This window comes from Pseudomonas sp. LBUM1657 (assembly GCF_059716075.1).
Window position 1 is genome coordinate 5,565,451 of record NZ_CP166799.1, and the last position, 24,783, is coordinate 5,590,233.

Annotated in this window: 18 protein-coding genes and 1 pseudogene; 10 read left to right on the forward strand and 9 right to left on the reverse strand. The window is 58.6% G+C overall.

What is annotated here, in order from left to right; translation table 11 throughout:
- Positions 1-62 precede the first annotated feature (62 nt).
- Positions 63-1,727: an energy-dependent translational throttle protein EttA gene (ettA, locus tag ACA055_RS25750; RefSeq protein ID WP_497681156.1), complete on the reverse strand. Its 1,665-nt coding sequence runs from the start codon at positions 1,725-1,727 to the stop codon at positions 63-65.
- Positions 1,728-2,005: 278 nt separating this feature from the next.
- On the opposite strand from ettA, the gene ACA055_RS25755 reads away from it, so the two are divergent.
- The 5 genes from ACA055_RS25755 to ACA055_RS25775 all read left to right on the forward strand — a co-directional run bounded on the left by ACA055_RS25755 (position 2,006) and on the right by ACA055_RS25775 (position 10,446).
- The gene (locus tag ACA055_RS25755; RefSeq protein WP_497681157.1) at positions 2,006-5,854 is read left to right on the forward strand and encodes a sensor domain-containing protein; all 3,849 of its coding nucleotides are present in this window, start codon (positions 2,006-2,008) and stop codon (positions 5,852-5,854) included.
- A gap of 239 nt (positions 5,855-6,093) precedes the next feature.
- Positions 6,094-7,347, forward strand: coding sequence for a serine hydroxymethyltransferase (glyA, locus tag ACA055_RS25760; protein WP_162437764.1), 1,254 nt, complete (start codon positions 6,094-6,096; stop codon positions 7,345-7,347).
- Between the two features lie 274 nt (positions 7,348-7,621).
- Positions 7,622-8,935, forward strand: coding sequence for a C4-dicarboxylate transporter DctA (locus tag ACA055_RS25765; RefSeq protein WP_497681158.1), 1,314 nt, complete (start codon positions 7,622-7,624; stop codon positions 8,933-8,935).
- 67 nt (positions 8,936-9,002) lie between these two features.
- Positions 9,003-9,707, forward strand: a complete 705-nt coding sequence (locus ACA055_RS25770; protein ID WP_497681159.1) for a FadR/GntR family transcriptional regulator — start codon at positions 9,003-9,005, stop codon at positions 9,705-9,707.
- A 25-nt stretch (positions 9,708-9,732) separates the two neighbouring features.
- Positions 9,733-10,446 (forward strand): GntR family transcriptional regulator, encoded by a 714-nt coding sequence (locus ACA055_RS25775; protein WP_497681160.1) that lies wholly within the window; start codon positions 9,733-9,735, stop codon positions 10,444-10,446.
- 54 nt (positions 10,447-10,500) lie between these two features.
- Here ACA055_RS25775 and yjiA read toward each other — a convergent pair whose 3' ends face one another.
- The 3 genes from yjiA to ACA055_RS25790 all read right to left on the reverse strand — a co-directional run bounded on the left by yjiA (position 10,501) and on the right by ACA055_RS25790 (position 13,930).
- On the reverse strand, positions 10,501-11,472 hold the full coding sequence (gene yjiA, locus ACA055_RS25780; protein ID WP_497681161.1) for a GTPase: 972 nt from the start codon (positions 11,470-11,472) through the stop codon (positions 10,501-10,503).
- Between the two features lie 179 nt (positions 11,473-11,651).
- Positions 11,652-11,849, reverse strand: a complete 198-nt coding sequence (locus tag ACA055_RS25785) for a YbdD/YjiX family protein (protein ID WP_007895266.1) — start codon at positions 11,847-11,849, stop codon at positions 11,652-11,654.
- A 14-nt stretch (positions 11,850-11,863) separates the two neighbouring features.
- Positions 11,864-13,930: a carbon starvation CstA family protein gene (locus tag ACA055_RS25790; protein ID WP_497681162.1), complete on the reverse strand. Its 2,067-nt coding sequence runs from the start codon at positions 13,928-13,930 to the stop codon at positions 11,864-11,866.
- A 161-nt stretch (positions 13,931-14,091) separates the two neighbouring features.
- Between ACA055_RS25790 and ACA055_RS25795 the strand changes: the two genes are divergently transcribed.
- Positions 14,092-14,460 (forward strand): PilZ domain-containing protein, encoded by a 369-nt coding sequence (locus ACA055_RS25795; protein WP_497681163.1) that lies wholly within the window; start codon positions 14,092-14,094, stop codon positions 14,458-14,460.
- Positions 14,461-14,591: 131 nt separating this feature from the next.
- Here ACA055_RS25795 and radA read toward each other — a convergent pair whose 3' ends face one another.
- Positions 14,592-15,959: a DNA repair protein RadA gene (gene radA / locus ACA055_RS25800; protein WP_462033335.1), complete on the reverse strand. Its 1,368-nt coding sequence runs from the start codon at positions 15,957-15,959 to the stop codon at positions 14,592-14,594.
- Positions 15,960-16,679: 720 nt separating this feature from the next.
- On the opposite strand from radA, the gene mscL reads away from it, so the two are divergent.
- Entirely contained in the window at positions 16,680-17,096 is a 417-nt protein-coding gene (mscL, locus tag ACA055_RS25805) for a large-conductance mechanosensitive channel protein MscL (RefSeq protein WP_497681164.1), read from the forward strand.
- A 43-nt stretch (positions 17,097-17,139) separates the two neighbouring features.
- Here mscL and ACA055_RS25810 read toward each other — a convergent pair whose 3' ends face one another.
- Positions 17,140-17,916, reverse strand: coding sequence for a ferredoxin--NADP reductase (locus tag ACA055_RS25810; protein WP_497681165.1), 777 nt, complete (start codon positions 17,914-17,916; stop codon positions 17,140-17,142).
- Positions 17,917-18,251: 335 nt separating this feature from the next.
- Between ACA055_RS25810 and ACA055_RS25815 the strand changes: the two are divergent.
- Positions 18,252-18,965, forward strand: a pseudogene (locus tag ACA055_RS25815) (helix-turn-helix transcriptional regulator).
- Positions 18,966-19,139: 174 nt separating this feature from the next.
- A complete protein-coding gene (locus ACA055_RS25820; RefSeq protein WP_497681166.1) occupies positions 19,140-20,264 on the forward strand; it encodes a methyltransferase in 1,125 nt (374 codons plus the stop codon).
- 76 nt (positions 20,265-20,340) lie between these two features.
- Here the strand turns inward: ACA055_RS25820 and ACA055_RS25825 are convergent, their stop codons facing one another.
- The 3 genes from ACA055_RS25825 to ACA055_RS25835 all read right to left on the reverse strand — a co-directional run bounded on the left by ACA055_RS25825 (position 20,341) and on the right by ACA055_RS25835 (position 23,046).
- Positions 20,341-20,508: a DUF2474 domain-containing protein gene (locus ACA055_RS25825; RefSeq protein WP_497681167.1), complete on the reverse strand. Its 168-nt coding sequence runs from the start codon at positions 20,506-20,508 to the stop codon at positions 20,341-20,343.
- An 84-nt stretch (positions 20,509-20,592) separates the two neighbouring features.
- Complete coding sequence (gene cydB / locus ACA055_RS25830) at positions 20,593-21,600, reverse strand: cytochrome d ubiquinol oxidase subunit II (protein WP_497681168.1); 1,008 nt, start codon at positions 21,598-21,600, stop codon at positions 20,593-20,595.
- A gap of 3 nt (positions 21,601-21,603) precedes the next feature.
- On the reverse strand, positions 21,604-23,046 hold the full coding sequence (locus ACA055_RS25835) for a cytochrome ubiquinol oxidase subunit I (RefSeq protein WP_497681169.1): 1,443 nt from the start codon (positions 23,044-23,046) through the stop codon (positions 21,604-21,606).
- 480 nt (positions 23,047-23,526) lie between these two features.
- Between ACA055_RS25835 and ACA055_RS25840 the strand changes: the two genes are divergently transcribed.
- Positions 23,527-24,765: an MFS transporter gene (locus tag ACA055_RS25840; protein WP_497681170.1), complete on the forward strand. Its 1,239-nt coding sequence runs from the start codon at positions 23,527-23,529 to the stop codon at positions 24,763-24,765.
- Positions 24,766-24,783 lie beyond the last annotated feature (18 nt).

The following is a 24,783-nucleotide window of genomic DNA, read 5'->3' on the forward strand; positions in this document are numbered from 1 at the left end:
CTGAAAAACCAAAAAAAAAACGGAGCCCCAAAGGCTCCGTTTTTCATGCAACCAACCTGAAATCAGGCCAGTTTCTTGTGCCGCACACGGTGAGGCTGGGTAGCCGCTTCGCCGAGGCGTTTGCGGCGATCAGCTTCGTACTCGGTGTAGTTGCCTTCGAAGAACACCGCTTGCGAGTCGTCTTCGTACGCCAGGATGTGCGTCGCGACGCGGTCAAGGAACCACCGATCGTGAGAGATCACAATGGCGGCGCCCGGGAAGTCCAGCAAGGCTTCTTCCAGGGAACGCAGGGTCTCGACGTCGAGGTCGTTGGACGGTTCGTCGAGCAGCAGGACGTTGCCGCCCTCTTTCAAGGTCAGGGCCAGGTGCAAGCGACCGCGCTCACCACCGGACAAGTCCTTGACGAACTTCTGCTGATCGCCGCCCTTGAAGTTGAAGCGACCGACGTAGGTGCGCGACGGGATCTCGTAGTTGCCGATGCGGATCTGATCGGAGCCGTCGGAGATTTGCTGGAACACCGTCTTGCTGCCGTCCAGGTCTTCGCGACTCTGGTCGACACACGCCAGTTGCACGGTTTCGCCGACTTCGATGCTGCCCGAATCCGGTGTTTCCTTGCCCATCAGCATGCGGAACAGGGTCGACTTACCGGCACCGTTACCGCCGATCACGCCAACGATGGCGCCTTTCGGCATGGAGAACGACAGGTTGTCGATCAGCACGCGATCGCCATAGCCCTTGCTGACGTTCTTGAACTCGATGACCTTGTCGCCCAGGCGCGGACCGGCCGGGATGTAGATCTCGTTAGTTTCGCTGCGCTTCTGGAATTCCTGCGACTGCATTTCTTCGAAGCGTTGCAGACGAGCCTTGGATTTGGACTGACGAGCTTTGGCGCCTTTGCGCACCCACTCCAGTTCTTCCTTCATGGCTTTTTCGTGGGCCGACTGCTGCTTGGATTCGGCAGCCAGACGATCGGACTTGGCTTCAAGCCAACCCGAATAGTTGCCCTCGTAAGGGATACCGGCGCCGCGGTCGAGTTCCAGAATCCAGCCAGCGACGTTGTCCAGGAAGTAACGGTCGTGCGTGATCGCTACCACGGTGCCCGGGAAATCGTGCAGGAAGTGCTCCAGCCAGGCGACGGAATCGGCGTCCAGGTGGTTGGTCGGTTCGTCGAGCAGCAGCATGTCCGGAGCGGACAGCAGCAGACGGCACAGGGCCACACGACGCTTTTCACCACCGGACAGGAATTCGACCTTGGCATCCCAGGCCGGCAGACGCAGCGCATCGGCGGCGACTTCCAGTTGGCGATCCAGGTTGTGACCGTCGCTGGCCTGCAGGATGGCTTCGAGCTTGGCCTGTTCGGCAGCCAGTTTGTCGAAGTCGGCGTCCTCCTCGGCGTAAGCCGCGTAGACCTCGTCCAGGCGGGCCTGGGCGTTCTTGATCACGCTGACCGCTTCCTCGACCACTTCACGCACGGTCTTGGTCGGGTCCAGGATCGGTTCTTGCGGCAGGTAGCCGATGTTCAGGTCCGGCATCGGACGGGCTTCGCCGTCGAACTCGGTGTCGACGCCCGCCATGATTTTCAGCAGCGTGGACTTACCCGAACCGTTGAGGCCGAGTACGCCGATCTTGGCGCCGGGGAAGAACGACAGAGAAATGTTTTTCAGGATTTCCCGCTTCGGCGGAACAACTTTGCCCAGCCGATGCATGGTGAATACGTATTGAGCCATGGAGAACCTAGGGTCAGTGAACGATGAATGATTGGAGCGCAGGCGATGCCCGGTCAGGCTGTGCGCGTCGTCCGCTTGAGGGTATCAATGCGTGCGCGCTGAAAAAGCCTAGGAGCTGGAACGCTCCCGCGTAACCGGCAAAGCTACCTGAATGACGAGAGGCAGTCCAGCCGGGAGGGGCTGGCACTTTGCCACAACTCAAGGCATGCTAGCCGCCCTTCGGGCGTCCGGCTTATAGTGCACGTCGCGCCAGTCCAGCCAAACCGCAGGATTACAGTTTGTCTAATGTCACTCCGCCCCTGACCACCAGTGCACAGACTGTTGCGCCCGGCTCCCCGCTGCGCGGTACCCTGAAGGGCGCGCTGGCAATGCTCGTCCTGTTGCTGCTCGCACTGCTGTTCTGGCAGTTGCTGGATCAGCTTCGCGAAACCCAGAAAAACCAGCGGCAGTACACCATCGACTACACCGCCGATCTGGCCTCGCAAGTCAGCCTGAACATGGCGTTGAACGCCCAGATCGCCCTTAACCTGCTACCGATCGTCGAACAACCGCAAAGCGCCGACGAACAGCAGGCGCTGCTGCGCAAGCTGCAACAGTCCTTGCCCGAGCTGCGCAGCCTCGCGTTACTGAGCCCATCCGGGAAAATCATCAGCGACAGTGCCACCGACAGCGACGACGCTAATTACCTGAGCGAACTGGTCCGGCGCAGCCGTGCCCAGGCGCATTATTTCAGCAATGCCGATGACGGCTCGGTGGTGCATCTGTTGCTGCATCAGGCCAGTGGCAGCACCCGTGGCTACTGGGCCCTGCGTCTGACGCCGACTTTTTTCTCGTCTCTGACCAAACAGAACGAAGCCGGTCTGCGACCGCTGTGGCTGGTGGAAAACCGCATCAATCACCAGATCATCAGCCGCGATGAAGCTCGCCCCTCGGTCAATCCGGGCATGCTGACCCCGGATGAGCAGGCCAACAGCGTGTTGACCGTTCCCCTGAGCAGCAGCGACTGGCAAATGCGCGGGCTGTTCGACCGACAACAAGTGCTCGAACAACTGTTGCCGGCGTTCATCGGCAAATGCCTGCTGGGACTGGCCTTTTCCCTGTTGCCGTTCATCGTTCTGCTGAACATGCGCCGCCGTCAACGCCAGCTGCACGAAGGCCGCCGACGCTATCAGGATATTTTCGACGGCACCGGCGTCGCGCTGTGTGTACTCGATGTCTCGGGCCTCAAAAGTTGCTTCGACAAGGCCCGCTTGCACAGCAACGAAGAGCTGCAGGCCTGGCTGAAAACCCCGGAACAGCGCCAGCCCTTGCTGCAGGAACTGCGCATCACCGAGGTCAACCAGGTTGCGCTGCAACTGCTCAACGTCAATTCCTGCGATCAGGCCTGGAAACTGCTGATCGATAGCAATCCGCTGGACGGCACCGCCATCGGCAATCAAATGCTCGAAGCGGTGCTCAATCAGCAAAAACAGCTTGAGCTGGAAATCAAACTCCAGGACGCCACTGGCCGCGACCAGCACTTGTGGCTGGTGTTGCGCCTGCCGGAAGACCAGGACGACTATAAAGCGGTGATCCTGAGCATCAGCGACATCACCAGCCGCAAGCTCACCGAATTGTCGCTGCTGGAGCGTGAAGGGTTCTGGTCCGACGTTGTGCGCACCGTGCCGGATCACCTCTACGTGCAAGACGTGATCAGCCAGCGAATGATTTTCAGCAACCACCACCTGGGCCAGACGCTCGGTTATAACCGCACCGAGTTGCACCAGATGGGCGAGTACTTCTGGGAAATCCTCCTGCACCCCGAAGATGCCGACTACTACCACCGCTCGCGCCAGACCCAGCGGCAGGCCGGTTACCGTCAATTGCTGCAATGCCAGTTGCGCTTCCGCCATCGGGATGGCAAATGGCGGCGTTTCGAGATTCGCGAACAGGCACTGGCGCGGGACAAGCACGATCAGGTCACCCGAATCATCGGCGTGGCCAAGGACATCACCGACCAGATCGAAGCCAGTGAATCCCTGCGCGACAGCGAGCAGCGCTACCGGATGCTCGCCGAAAGCATCAGCGACGTGATTTTCTCCACCGACAGCAAGATGGCGCTCAATTACGTCAGCCCGTCGGTGCACGCCGTGTTGGGTTACGACGTCGACTGGATTTTCCAGAATGGCTGGCAATCGACCATCGCCAACCCGCAACAGCTGACCGGCATTTACAGCTTGATGGACCGGGTCAGCAAAGCCCTGGATAAACCCGAGCAACTGGCGCTTTTGCGCAGCCAGGTGCAGACCCAACTGTTTTTGTTCGACTGCCTGCGCGCCGACGGACGCAAGATTCCGATCGAGCTGCGGCTGGTGCTGGTGTGGGACGAACACGGTGCATTCGAAGGCGTGCTGGGCGTCGGTCGCGACATCAGCCAGCAACGCCGGGCCGAAAAAGACCTGCGCATGGCGGCGACCGTCTTTGAACACTCGACCTCGGCGATCCTGATCACCGACCCGGCCGGCTACATCGTCCAGGCCAACGAGGCCTTCAGTCGCGTCAGCGGTTATGCGGTGGAGCAGGTCCTCGACCAGTTGCCGAACATGCTGACCGTCGACGATCAGCAGGAAGCCCATCTGCGCTATGTGCTCAAGCAATTGCACCAGCACAGCACCTGGGAAGGCGAAGTCTGGCTGAAGCGACGTAATGGCGAACACTATCCGGCCTGGGTCGGGATTACGGCGGTGCTGGATGACGAAGGCGATCTGGCCAGCTACGTGTGCTTCTTCAGCGACATCAGCGAGCGCAAGGCCAGTGAACAGCGGATTCACCGCCTCGCCTACTACGACGCCCTGACTCACCTGCCCAACCGCACGCTGTTCCAGGATCGCCTGCACACCGCGTTGCAATCGGCAGAACGGCAGAAGTCCTGGGTGGTGTTGATGTTCCTCGACCTCGACCGCTTCAAGCCGATCAACGATTCCCTGGGCCACGCCGCCGGCGATCGCATGCTCAAGGAAATGGCCACGCGCCTGCTCGGCTGTGTCGACGATGACGACACCGTGGCGCGCATGGGCGGCGATGAGTTCACGTTGCTGCTGCAACCGCGCATCAACCGTGAAATTGCGTTGAACCGGGCGATTCATGTGGCTGAGCAGATTCTCGCGAGCCTGGTGAAACCGTTCGTGCTCGAAGGCCGCGAGTTCTTCGTCACGGCCAGTATCGGGATCGCCCTGAGCCCGCAGGACGGCAATGAACTCAGCCAGTTGATGAAAAACGCCGACACCGCGATGTACCACGCCAAAGAGCGCGGCAAGAACAACTTCCAGTTCTATCAGGCGGACATGAACGCCAGCGCCCTGGAGCGCCTGGAGCTGGAAAGCGACTTGCGTCACGCCTTGGAGCAAAACGAATTCGTTCTGTATTACCAGCCACAATTCAGTGGCGATGGCAAACGATTGACCGGTGCCGAAGCCTTGCTGCGCTGGCGTCATCCGCGACGCGGCCTGGTGCCGCCGGGGGATTTCATTCCGGTGCTCGAAGAGCTCGGCCTGGTAGTGGATGTCGGTGATTGGGTGATCAGCGAGGCTTGCCGTCAGCTCAAGACCTGGCATCAGGCCAAGGTCCGCGTGCCAAAAGTGTCGGTGAACATCTCGGCGCGGCAGTTCTCCGATGGTCAACTCGGCACGCGGATCGCCACCATTCTCAAGGAAACCGGCCTGCCGCCGGCGTGCCTGGAGCTGGAGCTGACCGAAAGTATCCTGATGCGTGAAGTCAGCGAGGCGATGCAGATCCTTGCCGGGCTGAAAAACCTGGGCCTGAGCATTGCGGTCGACGATTTCGGCACCGGTTATTCATCGCTCAACTACCTCAAGCAATTCCCGATCGACGTGCTGAAAATCGACCGCACCTTCGTCGACGGCCTGCCGTCGGGTGAACAGGATGCGCAGATTGCCCGGGCGATCATCGCCATGGCCCACAGCCTCAATCTGGCGGTGATCGCCGAGGGCGTGGAAACCCATGAGCAGCTCGACTTCCTGCGTGAGCATGGTTGCGATGAGGTTCAGGGGTATCTGTTTGGGCGTCCGATGCCGGCGAGCCGGTTTGAAGCGCAGTTCAGCAATGATGCGTTGTTCATGTTCGATTGAAATTTTGCGGCGCGGCCGATAACGCCTTCGCGAGCGAGCCCGCTCCCACATTCGACCGCATTCCCTTGGAGGAACTCGTTTAAATGTGGGAGCGGGCTCGCTCGCGAAGAGGCCCTTCCAGGCGCCACATGTCTGGTCATGAAGCCCACTTGTCTGCGACATGACGTCCTTTCATATGCCATCCAAAACCCATTGGGGTAGAATGCCCCCCTTTTCTGCCCCGATCCTTGAGGACCGCCATGTTCAGCCGTGATTTGACTATTGCCAAGTACGACGCCGATCTCTTTGCCGCCATGGAGCAAGAAGCTCAGCGCCAGGAAGAGCACATTGAGCTGATCGCTTCGGAAAACTACACCAGCCCTGCGGTGATGGAAGCTCAAGGCTCGGTACTGACCAACAAGTACGCCGAAGGCTACCCGGGCAAGCGCTACTACGGTGGTTGCGAGTTCGTCGACGTGGTCGAGCAACTGGCCATCGACCGTGCCAAGGAACTGTTTGGCGCCGATTACGCCAACGTTCAGCCGCACGCCGGTTCGCAAGCCAACAGCGCCGTTTACCTGGCTCTGCTGTCGGCCGGCGACACCATCCTGGGCATGAGCCTGGCCCACGGTGGTCACCTGACCCACGGTGCCAGCGTTTCGTCCTCCGGCAAGCTGTACAACGCCGTTCAGTACGGCATCGATGCCAATGGCCTGATCGACTACGACGAAGTCGAGCGTCTGGCCGTTGAGCACAAGCCGAAAATGATCGTGGCCGGTTTCTCTGCCTACTCGCAGATTCTGGACTTCCCGCGTTTCCGCGAAATCGCCGACAAGGTTGGCGCCTACCTGTTCGTCGACATGGCCCACGTGGCCGGTCTGGTCGCCGCTGGCGTCTACCCGAACCCGGTGCCTTTCGCTGACGTCGTGACCACCACCACCCACAAGACCCTGCGCGGTCCACGTGGCGGCCTGATCCTGGCTCGCGCCAACGCCGACATCGAGAAGAAGCTGAACTCCGCCGTATTCCCGGGCGCCCAGGGTGGCCCGCTGGAGCACGTGATCGCTGCCAAGGCGATCTGCTTCAAGGAAGCGCTGCAGCCTGAGTTCAAGACCTACCAGCAACAAGTGGTGAAAAACGCCAAGGCCATGGCCGGCGTGTTCATCGAGCGCGGTTTCGACGTGGTATCCGGCGGTACTGAAAACCACCTGTTCCTGCTGTCGCTGATCAAGCAGGAAATCTCAGGTAAAGATGCTGACGCCGCTCTGGGCAAGGCTTTCATCACCGTGAACAAGAACTCCGTGCCAAACGATCCACGCTCCCCGTTCGTCACCTCCGGCCTGCGCTTCGGCACCCCGGCTGTGACCACTCGCGGCTTCAAGGAAGCAGAGTGCAAAGAGCTGGCCGGCTGGATCTGCGACATCCTGGCGGACTTGAACAACGAAGCGGTGATCGACGCCGTTCGCGAGAAGGTCAAGGCTATTTGCAAGAAGCTGCCGGTGTACGGCGCTTAACTGCACCGCTAAATCGCAGCACTAAAAAACCGGTCAGTGATGACCGGTTTTTTTTCGCCCGTTATTTTTTTCAAAACACGAAAAGGCTCAAGATCGGGGCATTGCGCTCAACTGGTAAGACCGGTCATGCCAATCACGCAATTTTTGCTTGCGATCACCCAAAAACAGCGCCTAGACTGCGCCTGCACTGGACATACCGGTAAGACCACAATAATTAAGTCCTGAATCTGATGCGCAAGCGTCGGCAGCCAGGACACCGACCAGGATTCCTCCCATGCTCAGATGGTGCTCGCGTTCAATCTTCCTCCAAGTGGTTCTCGGACTGGTGCTCGGCATCGTCTGCGGGCTGACCCTTCCCGAATATTCCGCCCAACTCAAACCCCTCGGCGACGGCTTCATCAAACTGATCAAGATGCTTATCGGTCTGATCGTGTTTTGCGTGGTGGTCAGTGGCATCAGCGGTGCCGGCGACCTGAAGAAGGTCGGACGCATCGGCCTGAAATCGGTGATCTACTTCGAAATCCTGACCACCATCGCCCTGGTGATCGGCTTGGTGTTCGCTTTCAGTACTGGCATCGGCAGCGGCGCGAATATTCATCTGGATCAGCTTTCCGCTGCCGACATGGGCGATATCGCCCAGCGCGGCCAACACATGCACACCACCACACAGTTCCTGATGGACCTGATCCCGACCTCGGTGATCGGCGCCTTTGCCGAAAACAACATCCTGCAAATGCTGCTGTTTTCGGTGCTGTTCGGCAGCGCGTTGAATCTGGTGGGAGATGCGGCGTCGGGTATTTCACGACTGATCAATGAGCTCAGCCACGTGATCTTCCGCATCATGGGCATGATCGTGCGCCTGGCGCCGATCGGCGTGTTCGGGGCGATCGCCTTCACTACCAGCAAATATGGCCTGGACTCGCTGCAACACCTGGGCAATCTGGTCGGCTTGTTTTATCTGACCTGCGTGGCCTTCGTTGCACTGATTCTCGGCCTGGTGATGCGGCTTTCCGGCCTGCGCATGTGGCCCCTGCTCAAGTACCTGCGTGAAGAGCTGATGATCGTCATGGGCACCGCTTCGTCCGACGCCGTGTTGCCGCAAATCATGCGCAAGCTCGAGCATCTGGGCATTGGCAGTTCGACGGTCGGCCTGGTGATTCCAACCGGCTACTCGTTCAACCTCGACGGTTTTTCGATCTACCTGACCCTGGCCATTGTGTTCATCGCCAATGCCACCGGCACACCGCTGGCCATGACTGACTTGCTGACGATTCTGCTAGTGTCGTTGATCACCTCCAAAGGTGCCCACGGCATTCCCGGTTCGGCGCTGGTGATTCTCGCGGCAACCCTGACGGCCATTCCGGCGATTCCCGTGGTGGGTCTTGTGCTGGTGCTGGCAGTGGACTGGTTCATGGGCATTGGCCGGGCGCTGACCAACCTGATCGGTAACTGCGTGGCCACCGTGGCCATCGCTCGATGGGAAAAAGACATCGATATCCAACGGGCGAACAAAGTGCTTTCCGGCGAACTGGGTTATACCTTCCAGCCTCGTAAACCGGTGACCCCGGCGCATCAGCAGGAATTTTGAATCAACGTTTGTGCCTGCCCGATGGCAGGCACATTCTCACTACTTTTCGATGCTCATGGAGCGAACAGTGATCACCTCGTCGACCGTTGTAACTTCAGTCGTAGAAAAACTTCGGGCCGCTCTGGCCCGTGGTCAATGGCGTTCCGGCGAAATGTTGCCGGGGCAACGTGAACTGGCCGAACAACTGGGCATCAGTCGCCCGAGCCTGCGTGAAGCAGTCATTGTCCTGGAAACCCTCGGCCTGGTGCGTTCCATGCCGGGTAAAGGGGTAGTGGTGCTGGAGGCCAATCACAACGACAGCCAAAGCCACGACAGCGCGGTAGCCAGTGCGAGCCTGGAAGATGTGCTGCAACTGCGCTACACCCTCGAACCGTTCATCGTCGGGCTCGTGGCGCAGTCCATCAGCAGCAAGGAAGTGGGGCAGCTGCGCCTGACACTCATGGACATGCGCGAAGCCCTGGAAGCCAACGACAGTGAAGCCGGGGTGAACGCCTACATCGCGTTCCACGAAGAGCTATTTACCCTGACCTCGAACCCGATCTTCCAGAGCGTCGTGCAGCAGACCAGTAATGCCCTCAAGCAAAGCGCCGAGGTGCTACGCAATTCCCCGGAGCATCTAGCTGAACGCCTCGAGGAAAACGAAGCCGTGGTGCGGGCGATCCGCAGCAAGAACAGCGCCCAGGCCAGCGCCGAGATGCGTCGGCACATTCTGCGCGAAGGCCAACGAATGGGCATCGAATTGAACATCCCGGACGACAACCTCGTCAGTTGAACCCTCTTCGAACTGGAGACAGGCCATGAACAGCTTCGCCTCACCGCAAACACTCACTGCCCTGCCCTTCTCCCGCGCCCATTGCGCAAAACCCTCGGTGGACGAAACCTACCCACGGGTTTTCGACGCCATTCTCGAACAGCGCATCGCCCCGGCCAGTCGCTTTACCGAGGAAAGCCTGGGGCAAATGTTCGGGGTCAGCCGCAGCATTATTCGTGACGTATTGGCGAGGCTGTCCAATCAGCAGGTCATCATCCTGCGAACCCATCATCGCCCCCGAGTCGCCGCGCCGGATGCCGAGCAGACTCGGCAGACACTTCATGCCCGACGGCTGACCGAGATCATGCTGATTCGACTGGCCTGCCAGCAACCTCGGCCGCAAGACTTGAAACGCCTGCGCGCCTTGATCGACAGCGAACGCCAGTGCCTGGAGCGCGATCAGCGCGGGCCGGCAATTCGGTTGTCGGGGGAGTTTCATCTGCAATTTGCACAGATGGCGGGGAATGCGCCGTTGGCACATTTTCTCGGCAGTCTGGTGCCGCTGACTTCGTTGGCGATTGCGCAGTATGACGCGCAGGCAGCTTATTGCGTGTGGCAGGAGCACGCGAGGATCGTCGATGCGGTGGAGCGTGGAGATATTGTGATGGCCGAGATATTTATGAACCGACATCTGGATCATCTTGAGCAGACGTTGCTGAACTCTGGATCACCGATCAGCCGAAATTGTGTTGCCGGTTAGAGTCGCCATCGCGAGCAAGCTCGCGATGACGTCGTCATAGACGCTGATGATGATTCAGTCTGCTGCCACCCGCGCAAACCCCTCACGAATCTTCTCTTCCGGTAGATCATCGGCAATAAACACGATCACGCTTTCGCGGTTCTCATCGTCAGCCCATTCGGTATCCCAATCGAAACCGTAAAGTTTGAGCACGCCTTGAAACACCATGCGTCGCGGTTCGCCAACGATATTCAGTACGCCTTTGTAGCGCAGCAGTTGCTTGCCATGCTCTTCCAGCAGCTCGTTCATGAACTCGCTGAGCTTGTCGATATCCAGCGGTTTGTCGGTGCGCAGCACCAGGCTGGAAATGCGATCGATGGACGGCGCTTTGCTGACCGGCCGCAAACTGATGCCACCGCCGAGGTCGGCATTGAGATTGAAGCCGCGCACGTCGAGCAGCTCGGCCAGATCGATCTTGCCGTGATCGACCACACGGATCGGTGCGCGACGATTGATACGGGTCAGGCGCTCGCTCAACGCGGTGAAGGTCGGCTCGTCCACCAGGTCGCGCTTGCTCACCAGCAAGCGGTCGGCGAAACCGATCTGCGCCTGGGCGATGGTTTGGGTCAGGTGCAGGTCGGCATGCGCAGCGTCCACCAAGGTGATGATGCCGTCGAGGATGTAGCGCTCGCGCAGTTCTTCATCAATGAAGAAGGTTTGTGCCACTGGTGCCGGATCGGCCAGACCGGTGCATTCGATGACCAAACGGTCGAAGGCGATTTCGCCGCTGTCCAGGCGTTCGAGCAACAGGTACAGGGCTTTGGTCAGGTCGGTGTGGATGGTGCAGCAGACGCAGCCGTTGGACAGCGTCATCACTTGCACTGGCTCGTCGCCCAACAGCTGGGTGTCGATGCCGGCGTCGCTGAATTCGTTTTCGATCACGGCGATTTTCAGCCCGTGCTCGGCTTTGAGCAGGTGGCGCAACAGCGTGGTTTTACCCGCGCCGAGGAAGCCACTGAGGATCGTTACCGGTATGGGAGAGGACAAACTCGATCTCCTTCAATTGCACAAATAAAAAGGTGGAAGCTGACCTGTGGGAGCGGGCTTGCTCGCGAAGACGGTGTGTCAGTCAGCATTAATGTTGAATGACAGATTGCATTCGCGAGTAAGCCCGCTCCCACATGGACCTGCTTCCACCCTCACATCACATGATCCGACTCAGCGGATCAACAGCACTTCGGCCCACCCTTGCCACCGTAACGGGCTTCCTGACGTTCCCGGAAGAACATTTCGTAGCTCATCACCGGTTTGTCCGGGTGTTTGGTTTGCATATGCTCGACGTAGTTGTCGTAGTCGGGCATGCCGACCATCAGGCGCGCGGCCTGACCGAGGTATTTACCGAGGCGACTCAGGTCATTGAACATGGTGCAATCCTCTATTACGCATCCGGCTGAGCCTGGAACGGCGATTCTTTATCCGTACGTTCTTTGGTACCCCAAGCGGCAATGCCGACCTTGAGCGCGTAGAACAGGATGCTGAACACCACGAACAGGAACAGCGCCGTCAGTGTTGCGTTGGTGTAGGCGTTGTAGATCACGTGCTGCATTTGCTCGACGCTCTTGGCCGGGGCCAGGATCTGACCATTGGCCAACGCATCGCTGTACTTCTTGGCCAGCGACAGGAAACCGATCGCCGGGTTGGCATCGAACAGTTTGATGAAGCCAGCGGTGGTGGTGCAGATCAGCAGCCACACGGCGGGCAGCATGGTGACCCAAATGTAGCGTTGACGCTTCATTTTGATCAGCACGACCGTCGCCAACATCAACGCGATACCGGCCAGCATCTGGTTGGAGATACCGAACAGCGGCCACAGGGTGTTGATGCCACCCAATGGATCAATCACGCCTTGATACAGCAAGTAACCCCACATTGCCACGCAACCAGCGGTAGCGATCAGGTTCGCGGTCCAGGATTCGGTGCGTTTCAGCGCCGGCACGAAGGAGCCGAGCAAGTCCTGCAACATGAAGCGTCCGGCACGGGTACCGGCATCGACTGCGGTCAGAATGAACAGTGCTTCGAACAGAATCGCGAAGTGGTACCAGAACGCCATGGTGTTTTCACCCGGCAGGACACTGTGCAGGATCTGCGCGATACCGACCGCCAGGGTCGGCGCACCGCCGGCACGGGCCAGGATGGTGGTTTCACCGATGTCCTTGGCCACCGCTTGCAGGGCTTCCGGGGTAATCGCAAACCCCCAACTGCTGACGGCCTGCGCCACAGCCACCACGTCACCGCCAACGACTGCCGCCGGACTGTTCATGGCGAAGTACACACCCGGCTCAATCACCGAAGCGGCCACCATGGCCATGATCGCCACGAAGGATTCCATCAGCATGCCGCCGTAACCGATGTAGCGGGCGTTAACTTCGTTATCCAGCAGTTTCGGTGTGGTACCGGAGGAGATCAGCGCGTGGAAACCCGACACCGCGCCACAGGCAATGGTGATGAACAGGAACGGGAACAGGCCGCCCTTCCACACCGGGCCGGTGCCATCGATGAACTGGGTCACTGCCGGCATTTTCAGGTCGGGCATGGTGATCAGGATGCCGATCGCCAGCGCCACGATGGTGCCGATTTTCAAGAAGGTCGACAGGTAATCACGCGGGGCCAGAATCAGCCACACCGGCAGTACTGCGGCGACAAAACCGTAGCCGATCAGCATCCAGGTAATCTGGATCCCGGTGAAGGTAAAGGCTTTGGCCCAGACCGGATCGGCGGCAATCTGTCCGCCCAGCCAGATCGAACCCAGCAGCAACGCCACACCGATCACCGAGATCTCACCGATGCGGCCCGGGCGGATGTAGCGCATGTAAATGCCCATGAACATCGCGATCGGGATGGTCGCCATCACCGTGAAAATCCCCCACGGGCTTTCGGCCAGGGCCTTGACCACGATCAGCGCCAGCACCGCGAGGATGATGATCATGATCAGGAAGCAGCCAAACAGCGCGATAGTCCCGGGGATCCGGCCCATTTCTTCACGGACCATATCGCCCAGGGAACGACCGTTGCGGCGGGTGGACATGAACAGGACCATGAAGTCCTGAACGGCACCGGCCAGCACTACACCGGCAATCAGCCACAGCGTTCCGGGCAAGTAGCCCATCTGCGCCGCCAACACCGGACCGACCAGCGGACCTGCGCCAGCGATGGCTGCAAAGTGGTGACCGAAGAGGATGTGTTTGTTGGTCGGCACGTAGTCCAGACCATCGTTGTTGAGCACGGCGGGGGTGGCCCGTCGGGGGTCGAGCTGCATCACATTGTTAGCGATGAACAGACTGTAATAGCGATACGCGACCAGGTAGATGGCCACGGCAGCGACCACAATCCACAAGGCGTTGATCGGTTCCCCTCGGCGCAATGCCACTACACCAAGGGCGCACGCTCCTACGATTGCCAGCAACAGCCAGGGTATGTGGCGTAGGAGGCTATTATTATTTTTCATTTTTATATTCCAGCCAGGGTGGACAAGAAAGACAGCCATCCGGAGTTTAGCGCTACTGACGCCAAAGGCCATACCCCCGACATTGGTTTAGAGCCTTCAGATTGCTGGCAGCCTTGGACGATGCGGGTCTATAGTCAGCGAACCTTTCAGAGGATTGCGCCATGAGCGACCACCCTGCCGACCGCCGCCGCTTCAAACGTATTGCGTTCGATGCCCGAACCGAGTTGAGCCAGGGGGAATTCATCTGGCCGGTGAAGCTGATCGACCTGTCGCTCAAAGGGGTGTTGATCGAAAAGCCCGAGCCGTGGCTGGGTAATCGGGAGCGGCATTTCCTGATCGACATTCATCTCAACGAGGACGTCGCCATCAAGATGGACGTGGAACTGACCCACGATGATCATGGCCAGCTCGGATTCGTCTGCAAACACATCAGCCTGGAATCCATCGAGCGCCTGCGGCGGTTGATCGAGCTCAACCTGGGCGATCCGCAAGAGCTGGAGCGGGAGCTGGGTGCACTGATCGAAGTCTGAAGGCCTCACGCCATTCAACATGTGGGAGCGGGCTTGCTCGCGAAAGCAGTCTTACAGTCAGCATCAATGTTGACTGGTGAGCCTCTTTCGCGAGCAAGCCCGCTCCCACAGAGTTGTGTTCCGCCAGGCAGCTACTCGAACAACGCGTCCAGCGCCTGTTCCAGACGGGTCACCGCGATGATCTGCAACCCCGGCGGCGCCTCTTTCGGTGCATTGCCCTTGGGCACGATGGCGCGTTTGAAGCCGTGCTTGGCGGCTTCTTTCAGGCGCTCCTGACCGCTCGGCACCGGACGCACTTCGCCGGACAAGCCGACTTCGCCGAACACCAGCAAATCATGGGGCAGCGGCCGATTGCGTAGACTGGACATGACCGCGGCCATCAGCGCCAGGTCGGAAGCCGTTTCCAGTACCTTCACCCCACCGACCACGTTGAGAAACACATCCTGATCGTGGGTCGGAATGCCGCCATGACGGTGCAATACGGCCAATAACATCGCCAGTCGATTCTGATCCAGACCCAGCGTTACCCGGCGAGGATTGGCCAGATGACTGTCATCCACCAGCGCCTGGACTTCCACCAGCATCGGCCGAGTCCCTTCCCACGTTGCCATGACCACACTGCCCGGCACTTCTTCCTGAGCACGGGTCAGAAAAATCGCCGAAGGGTTGGAGACTTCTTTCAGGCCCTTGTCAGTCATGCCGAACACGCCCAGCTCGTTGACCGCGCCGAAACGGTTTTTCACCGCGCGCAGCAGCCGTAAGCGCCCATCGGACTCACCTTCGAAATACAGCACGGTGTCGACCATGTGCTCCAGAACCCGCGGACCGGCCAGTGCGCCTTCTTTAGTAACGTGACCAACCAGGAAAATCGCCGTGCCGCTCTGCTTGGCATAACGCACCAACAATGCCGCACTTTCCCGAACCTGTGACACACCACCTGGGGCCGATTGCAGTTGCTCGGTGAAGATCGTCTGGATCGAGTCGATCACCATGACCTTGGGCTTTTCCTGCCTGGCCGTGGCGATGATGGTTTCGATGCAGGTTTCGGTCATGACCCGCAACTGATCCTGAGGCAACCCCAAGCGTCGGGCGCGCATGGCCACTTGCTGCTGGGATTCCTCGCCGGTGACGTACAGCGCCGGCATGCTCTTGGCCAGGTTGCACAAGGTTTGCAACAAAATGGTCGACTTGCCGATACCGGGATCACCACCGATCAGCACCACGGAGCCATCCACCAGGCCGCCGCCCAGAACCCGATCGAGTTCACTGGAGGCGGTGGAGAAGCGCGGAATTTCTTCGACACTGACTTCGGCCAATGTCCTGATCTGCGCCTGCTGACCGGTCCAGCCGGTGCGACCGCTTGGGGCCGCTGCTCCGCCGCTTTCCACCATGGTTTCGGTCAAAGTGTTCCAGGCCCCGCACTCGCCGCATTGGCCGGCCCACTTGGGGAAGGTTGAGCCGCACTCGGTGCAGCCGTACATGCGCTTGGCCTTGGCCATCTGAACTCCCGGCAAAAACCGCGATGATAGCTCAGCTGGAGCGGATCGGCGCTGCGCGGTTATCGGCGGCTCTTCAATATGCAGGTCGACGCCCCCTTGGTAGTGAGAAACCTCAATAAGTAATACTTAATAAAATGTTCACTGCGACGGGACACTTCGAGCTTTGCACGGCAGATCGGTGAACTTCTGCTTTTACTGGTTCACATTTGTACTATTACCACTCACAAGTATTGTCCAAGTTTTTTAGTGCGGGCCTGCCCGATAAACTCTGATGACTTCAAAACAACCTGTAACAAAACCTGTACAAAGATTAAAAGTTAAACACCTGATCGTACAAGTTTTACCCCGAAAACCCTCATCAACAATATGATCAACCAAGCCATTAGTAACAATCTGACTATAGATCTATGAATTTCGGAAAGCGCACGTTTACCGATTAGATAGTTTGCTAAGTATAAAAAATAGAACGGAAGCCGGCAGTCTTTCGTCAATCGCGATCAGCAATACGTTCACAGCCTGCCCTCCAACAGCAAGGAGGGACTGACTCTGTAAACCCGCTAGAGGAAGGTTGAACTGCACGCCAAGAGGGCTGTTCTGCAAACTTTTGACCACTGATCAGGTCGATAGCAGGCAAGCACTGTCAGCAGGGGTTTCCAGCAGGATGCCTTTTGCTGATTTACAATGCTTTCACCAACCTCATCTGTAACAAGGAAATAACCTATGGGCGTGATAAGTGAGTTCAAGGCCTTCGCGGTCAAAGGAAACGTAGTCGACATGGCCGTCGGGATCATCATCGGTGCCGCTTTCGGCAAGATCGTTTCGTCGTTTGTCGGCGACGTGGTGATGCCGCCAATCGGCCTGCTGATCGGTGGGGTGGACTTCACTGACCTGGCCATAACGCTCAAGGCCGCTAATGGCGACATCCCGGCGGTGATGCTGGCTTATGGCAAATTCATCCAGAGCCTGATCGACTTCATCATCGTCGCCTTTGCGATCTTCATGGGCGTCAAGGCCATCAACCGTTTGAAGCGCGAAGAGGCCGTCGCGCCTACCCTGCCGCCGGTGCCGACCAAGGAAGAAGAGTTGCTGAGCGAGATTCGCGACCTGCTCAAAGTCCAGAACAATCGGCCTGAGTAAGGGTACTGCACTCAAAAACGGCGCCTTCGAGGCGCCGTTTTTTTTACCAGTAGTTTTCCACCGCCACTTGCCCGGGGCGGCGGCTGAGGCTCAAGTGCATACCACGCTGTTTGAGCAGTTTTCGGGTGTCATCGATCATCTGCGGATTGCCGCAGAGCATCACTCGCGAATGCTCGGCAGTCAGTGCCACACCAGCTGCCCGCTCCAGCTCGCCACTATCTATAAGCGTTGTGATCCGACCGCTCAGGGCTCCAGGATGCTGCTCGCGAGTGACAGTGGCGATAAATTGCAGTTTGTGTGCGTACTCGGCCAGGTAGTCGCGCTGCGCAATCCCCGCAATCAGCTCTTGATACGCCAGCTCCCGGGCTTCGCGCACGCTGTAGACCAAGATGATTCGCTCGAATTTCTCCCAAACCTCGAAGTCCTGCAGGATCGACAGAAACGGTGCCACGCCGGTGCCGGTGGATAACAACCAGAGATCACGCCCGTCGATGAAGCGATCTAGCGTCAAGTAGCCAAAGGCCTGACGCTCGACCAGCAATGTATCGCCGACTGCCAGACGACTCAGCTCGCTGGTGAACTCGCCACCCGGCACCACAATAGAGAAGAAATCGAGGAACTCATCAAAGGGCGACGACACCATGGAGTAGGCCCGCCATACCGTGCTGCCATCAGCCTTGGTCACGCCCAGGCGGGCGAATTGCCCTGCACGAAAGCGAAACCCCGGGTCTCGGGTGGTTCGCAGGGTGAACAAGCTCGGAGTCAACGGCTGTACGTCTAGCAGCGTCTGGCGCGTGAATTTTTCTGCACTGGCGGTCATGGGTCGCTCCATTAAACAGATACCCCAGTGTCCCGCAAAGCAGTCGGCGAAAACACCGATGATTTGTAGTGGCTTTAATATATGGATTTCGCACTACCGCAATTTCAAGCCATCCCTGCTGACGCGCTGATAACTAAACAGTAGGAAACACCACCGATTACATGCCATACGCCATTTCAAAAAAATTTGGACCTTAAGAACTAAAATATGTACTTTCGTTTATCAACAAGAGCGAAAAATTTCCAACAACACACAAAGAAACATTCTACACTCGTCACGTGCCGGATTTCGGATCCTTCAGGCACCCAGAGGAAACAAAAGAATGGAGAAAAAAGATGGAGATGTGGAAGGAATCTCAATTGAAACAGTTAGCCCATGCAAAGGAGATCGACACTGCCTATCAGATTTCGCTCAACTTTGTTAAAAATCTGGGCTACAAATTTTGCGCCTTTTCAATCACTTCACTTACAAGCGGAACCCCCGGTATTACCGTTAACCTCAACAATTTCCCCAATGACTGGAATAAGCAATATGAACAAAATAATGCCAGCCAAACAGATCCAATAGTGGCTTATTGTAATCATTCCATGTTACCGATTCTTTGGAGCGAAGAGCTGTTTTCCAAGACTCCGTGGCTATGAAATTTGCTACAACAACAAGGCTTGCAGCATGGATGGTCGCAATCAATCCATGACGAGGAACACGATCTGTGCAGCATGTTGAGCCTGGCCAGAAGCCACTGTCCGATCTCGGCTTATGAATTGTATGAAAACCTCGGATTCACGGTTTTTATCAGCCACCACCTGCATGCTCTCGTAGCAAAGACTCAACCGAAAAAGCCGCCTCGCCCGAAGGCACCGCATTTGTCAGCCCGAGAAATCGAGGTATTGAAATTGTCCGCCGATGGCAAGACCGCGTACGAGATCTCCAGAATCCTGTGCCTGAGCGAGCGCACCATCAATTTTCATGTGCACAGCGCCATTCAGAAACTCGGCGTCAACAACAAGATTGCGGCGGTGATTGCAGCGACCAGGGCCGGGGCCATCTGAAACCGTTCGACTCAAGGAAAACCCGCGAGTAATCCAAAAGAAAAAAACGTACCATTTGCGATCCTTCCTGAGTGATGACTGTGAAATGCCACGTAGTAGTCCACTCGGACGGTCCCGCCCGCAACCAATGTCCCGGCCGCGGAACACCTGTTTATTATCCAGAGCCTTCGCCCCATGCCCCTGCTCGAAACACCGTTCGCCCACCTCGACCTGATCCGCCAGCCCGAACAGCCGAACGAACCGCTGCAAGCCTTCGATGCGGCAGACGAATACCTGCTCAGTCATCTGGCCGACCAACAACCGACGGCAGACACTCGGGTTTTGGTGCTCAATGACAGTTTCGGCGCATTGGCAGCGAGTCTGGCGGGCAAGGTCCGGGTGGTCAGCAGCGGCGACTCGTTCCTGGCCTTTCAGGGATTGGAAAAAAACCTTATTCGCAATGGCTTGGCATTTGATGCCGTGCCGAGCGTACCGGCCAGCGAGGCCTTCATCGGACCGTTTGATCGTGTGTTGATCCGGGTGCCGAAAACCCTGGCGTTGCTGGAAGAACAACTGATCCGCTTGCAGGGCCAATTGGCGCCCGGCGCCCAAATGGTAGCCGCCGCCATGATCAAGCATCTGCCACGCGCGGCGGGCGATCTGCTGGAGCGCTACATCGGCCCCGTGCAGGCCTCGTTGGCCGTAAAAAAGGCCCGGCTATTGATCTCCACGCCAGAAGCCAAAACCCCCGCCCTATCCCCCTACCCGACCCGCTATCGACTCGATACGCCTGCAATCGAATTGCTCAACCACGCCAATGTGTTCTGCCGCGAAGGCCTGGACATCGGTACGCGAGCCTTTTTGCCGCACTTGCCAAAGAATCTCGGCGCGGCGCGGGTTGCCGACCTCGGTTGCGGCAACGGTGTGCTGGCAATCGCAAGCGCGCTGCAAAACCCTGAGGCGCACTACACGCTGGTGGACGAGTCGTTCATGGCGGTGCAATCGGCGGCCGAAAACTGGCGCGCGGCGCTGGGTGACCGGGACGTGATCGTCCACGCTGGCGATGGCCTGGCCGGCCAGGAGCCTCAGTCTCTGGACGTGGTGCTGTGCAATCCGCCGTTTCACCAGCAGCAGGTCGTCGGTGACTTCCTGGCGTGGCGCATGTTCCAGCAAGCCCGGGAAGCGCTGGTGGTGGGCGGTGCGTTGTACATCGTCGGCAACCGTCATCTGGGCTATCACAGCAAGCTCGCGCGGTTGTTCCGCGGGGTCGAACAGGTCGCAGCCACACCCAAATTCGTGATTCTCAAAGCCCGGAAATAACGGGCAAAAAAAACCCTCCATCGCAGGAGGGTTGTAAATCCGTGCCACAAGGCAACGGGATGGGATGTCGGTTTTTTCAGTGAGTGGTCAGGCCTGCGGCATTCATGAACATCCGCATCAGGCTGGCCACGATGAACAGTGTACCGACGCTGCCCACCCAGATCAGGGCCAACCAGCCAAGCCGCTGCCACAGCGGTTTTTTTTCGGCTTCTTCAATGTCGTGCAGGGAATGTTTGCCTGTCATTACTTAATCCTCCGATGAAGGGGCGGCGTTTGTGAAAACGCCTTCGCGAGCAGGCTCGCTCCCACATGGGTTCCGGCGCAGAGACTAGTGGTAACCATCTTCGTGGGTCACCTTGCCGCGGAACACGTAATAGCTCCAGAAGGTGTAGCCCAGGATGAACGGAATGATGAACAGCGTGCCCACCAGCATGAAGCCCTGGCTTTGCGGCGGTGCGGCGGCGTCCCAGATCGAGATCGACGGCGGCACGATGTTTGGCCACAGGCTGATACCCAGCCCGCTGTAGCCGAGAAAAATCAACACCAGGGTCAGCAGGAATGGCGTGTAGTTCGCGTTGCGGGCCACGGCGCGGATCAGGCCGTACATAGTGACCAGCACCAGAATCGGCACCGGCAGGAACCAGAACAGGTTCGGTAAGGTGAACCAGCGAGCCGCGATCTCGGCGTGGGCCAGTGGGGTCCAGATGCTCACGACGCCGATCACCGCCAACAGAACGAAAGCCAATGGCCGCGCCAGGTCATGCATCTGTTCCTGCAACTTGCCTTCGGTCTTCATGATCAGCCAGGTGCAACCGAGCAGTGCATAGGCCACCACCAGCGCCGCGCCGCAGAACATCGTGAAGGGCGTCAACCAGTCCAGTGAACCACCGGCAAACTGGCGATCGACCACCGGCAACCCGTCAATGAACGCTCCCAACGCCACGCCCTGGAAGAACGTCGCGGCGATCGAGCCACCGATGAATGCCTTGTCCCAGAGGTGGCGCTTGTCGTCCTTGGCCTTGAAGCGGAACTCGAAGGCCACGCCACGGAAAATCAGCCCGATCAGCATAAAAATCAGCGGCAGGTACAACGCCGAGAGCACCACCGAATAGGCCAGCGGGAAGGCGCCGAACAATGCCGCGCCGCCCAGTACCAGCCACGTTTCGTTGCCGTCCCAGACCGGCGCCACGGTGTTCATCATCACGTCGCGGTCGGTCTTGCCCTTGATGAACGGGAAGAGAATCCCGATCCCCAGATCGAAGCCGTCCATGACCACGTACATCATGATGCCGAAGATGATGATCACGGCCCAGATCAGCGGAAGATCAATACCCATGATTCAAATCTCCTTGGTCAGGCTGGGGCGGTGGTCACCTTCGGCGCCATCATCGTCAGCAGCGGACAGCGGACGCGCCGGTGTGCGTTTCTGGCCAGGACCACCGTCGTTGGTTTCCTTGCCTTCGTCGATCTTCGGCCCTTTGCGCACCAGGCGCATCATGTAGCCCAGGCCGGCACCGAACAGCGCGAAATACACCACAACGAACAGGATCAGCGTGATGCTCATCTGCATGAAGCTGTGATTGGAGGACGCATCCGCCGTGCGCATCAGGCCGTAGACCACCCACGGCTGACGACCGATTTCAGTGGTGAACCAACCGGCGAGGATCGCGATCAGGCCGGACGGTCCCATCCACAACGCCAAGTACAGGAACGGCCGCGAGGTATACAGCTTGTCGCTCTTGCGCAGCCACAGACTCCACAAACCGGTAAAGATCATCAGGAAACCAAGGCCGACCATGATCCGAAATGACCAGAACACAATGGTCGAATTCGGTCGGTCTTCCGGCGGGAATTCCTTAAGAGCCGGCACCTGTTTGTCGAGGGAGTGGGTCAGGATCAGGCTGCCGAGGTACGGAATCTCGACGGCGAATTTGGTCCTCTCTTCTTTCATGTCCGGCCAGCCGAACAGGATCAGCGGAGTCGGTTCATCACCATGGTTTTCCCAGTGGCCTTCGATCGCGGCGATTTTCGCCGGCTGATGCTTGAGGGTGTTGAGTCCGTGGAAGTCACCGATGACGGCTTGGATCGGCGCCACGATCAACGCCATCCACATGGCCATCGACAGCATGGTGCGGATCGCCGGATTGTCCTTGCCGCGCAGCAAATGCCAGGCCGCCGAGGAACCGACGAAGAAGGCGGTCGCCACGAACGCTGCCGTCGACATGTGCATCAGGCGGTAAGGGAACGACGGGTTGAAGATCACTGCCAGCCAGTCGGTCGGAATGACCTGGCCGTTGATGATTTCGAAGCCCTGCGGGGTTTGCATCCAACTGTTGGAAGCGAGAATCCAGAAGGTCGAGATCAGCGTGCCGATGGCCACCATGACCGTAGAGAAGAAGTGCAGCCCGCGGCCGACCTTGTTCCAGCCGAACAGCATGACGCCCAGGAATCCGGCCTCAAGGAAGAAAGCGGTCAGTACTTCGTATGTCAGCAACGGCCCGGTCACGGAACCGGCGAAGTCCGAGAAGCGGCTCCAGTTGGTGCCGAACTGATAGGCCATGACCAGCCCGGAGACCACGCCCATGCCGAAGTTGACGGCAAAGATCTTCGACCAGAAATGGTACAGATCGCGGTAAGTGTCGTTGTGGGTTTTCAGCCACAGGCCTTCGAGTACCGCCAGGTAACTCGCCAGGCCAATGGTGATGGCCGGGAACAGGATGTGGAACGAGATGGTGAACGCGAATTGAATTCGGGCGAGATCAAGTGCCTCCAAACCGAACATAAGTCTTCCTCTGTCAGGTAATACCGGCTGAAGGCTTGCGGCCTACACCCACTGCCCCCACGGATATGGAGTGTGGCGAATTTGAATTCGTTCTTTTTTTACAAACATCACAACGTAGGGATTCTGGCCATCTGGCCGCCCGATCATTCCCGCGAGGGTCTTGATCTGGATCAAGCAACGTTAAAAGAGTAGTCGCATTTTTGGCGATGGACGGTGTGGTCTATTGACGCGTGACAGGTTGCCTCACTGCTCGGTTCATAAGCTGCAACACATACCTGTGTGCGGGCTTGCTCCCGAAGGCGGCGGCACATCCAGCATTGATGTGACTGCCACATCGCCTTCGCGAGCAAGCCCCGCTCCCACAGGGGATTTCTGTGTTCTGAAGGTCGGTGTCTAGCTAACTAAATTTTTCTGCGCTGCAACTTCTGGTTACAGGTTGGTGATAATCTCGCCCTTCCCCTCACCCAGATTTGCCTTCAGATGCCCAGCCAAGCGCCCTTGCTGTTACGTCATCACCGCCCTTTTCTCGCGTTCTGGCTGGCTCGGGTGTTTACCGCCAGTGGTTTTCAGATGCTCACCGTCGCCATCGGCTGGAACCTGTACCAACTGACCGGCAATGTGCTCGATCTCGGGTTGGTGGGCCTGGTGGAGTTTGCTCCGCGCGTGCTGTTCATGTTGCACACCGGGCATGTTGCGGACCGCTATGACCGGCGCAAGGTCGCGGCAATCTGCCAGTCCCTGCAAGCGTTGATCGCACTGTCACTGGCGATTGGCAGCGCGACCGACCATGTCACCCGGGAAATGATCTTCATCCTCGCGTTCCTGCTCGGCGCCGCCCGCTCCTTCGAGATGCCGACCACTCAGGCCCTGCTGCCGAGCATCGTGCCTAGCACCTTGTTCCCGCGCGCCGTCGCCGCCGCGCAGTCGGCCCAGCAATCGGCCACCATCGTCGCCCCGGCCCTCGGCGGTTTGCTCTACGCCTTCGGCAGCGTCTGGGTATATGGCCCGACGGTGGTGCTCTACATCATCGCCTGTTTGCTGATGCTTAACCTGCCGGCCCGGCAAACGCCGCTGAACAAGGGCAAGGCAACCCTGGACTCGCTGTTGGCGGGCATCCGTTTTATTCGCAGTCGCCCGGACATTCTCGGGGCGATTTCCCTGGATCTGTTTGCGGTCCTGCTGGGAGGCGCAACAGCGCTGCTGCCGGTGTTCGCCAAGGACATTCTGCTGACCGGTCCCTGGGGCCTCGGTCTATTGCGTTCGGCACCGGCAGTCGGTGCTCTACTGATGTCGCTGTACCTGGCGCGGTTTGCCGTGGAGCGCAAAGTCGGACGGGTGATGTTCACCGCGGTGGGCATTTTCGGCGTCGCAACCATTGCCTTCGGCCTGTCGACGTCGTTCTGGTTTTCCCTGGCCGTGCTGGTGGTACTGGGTGCGGCGGACATGATCAGCATGGTGATCCGTGCGTCCTTCGTGCAGCTGGAAACCCCGGACGAAATGCGCGGTAGGGTCAGCGCTGTGAACGGTCTGTTCATCGGCGCTTCGAACCAATTGGGTGAATTCGAATCCGGCCTGACCGCCCACTGGTTCGGCACCGTGCCCGCGGTGGTCATGGGCGGCATCGGCACGCTGGTGGTGACTGGAACCTGGATCAAACTGTTCCCGACCCTGGCCAACCGTGACCGAATGCATGTGCCGGTGGAAGAAGCCAGGGTCTGAAACAGTTTGCCGTCCACG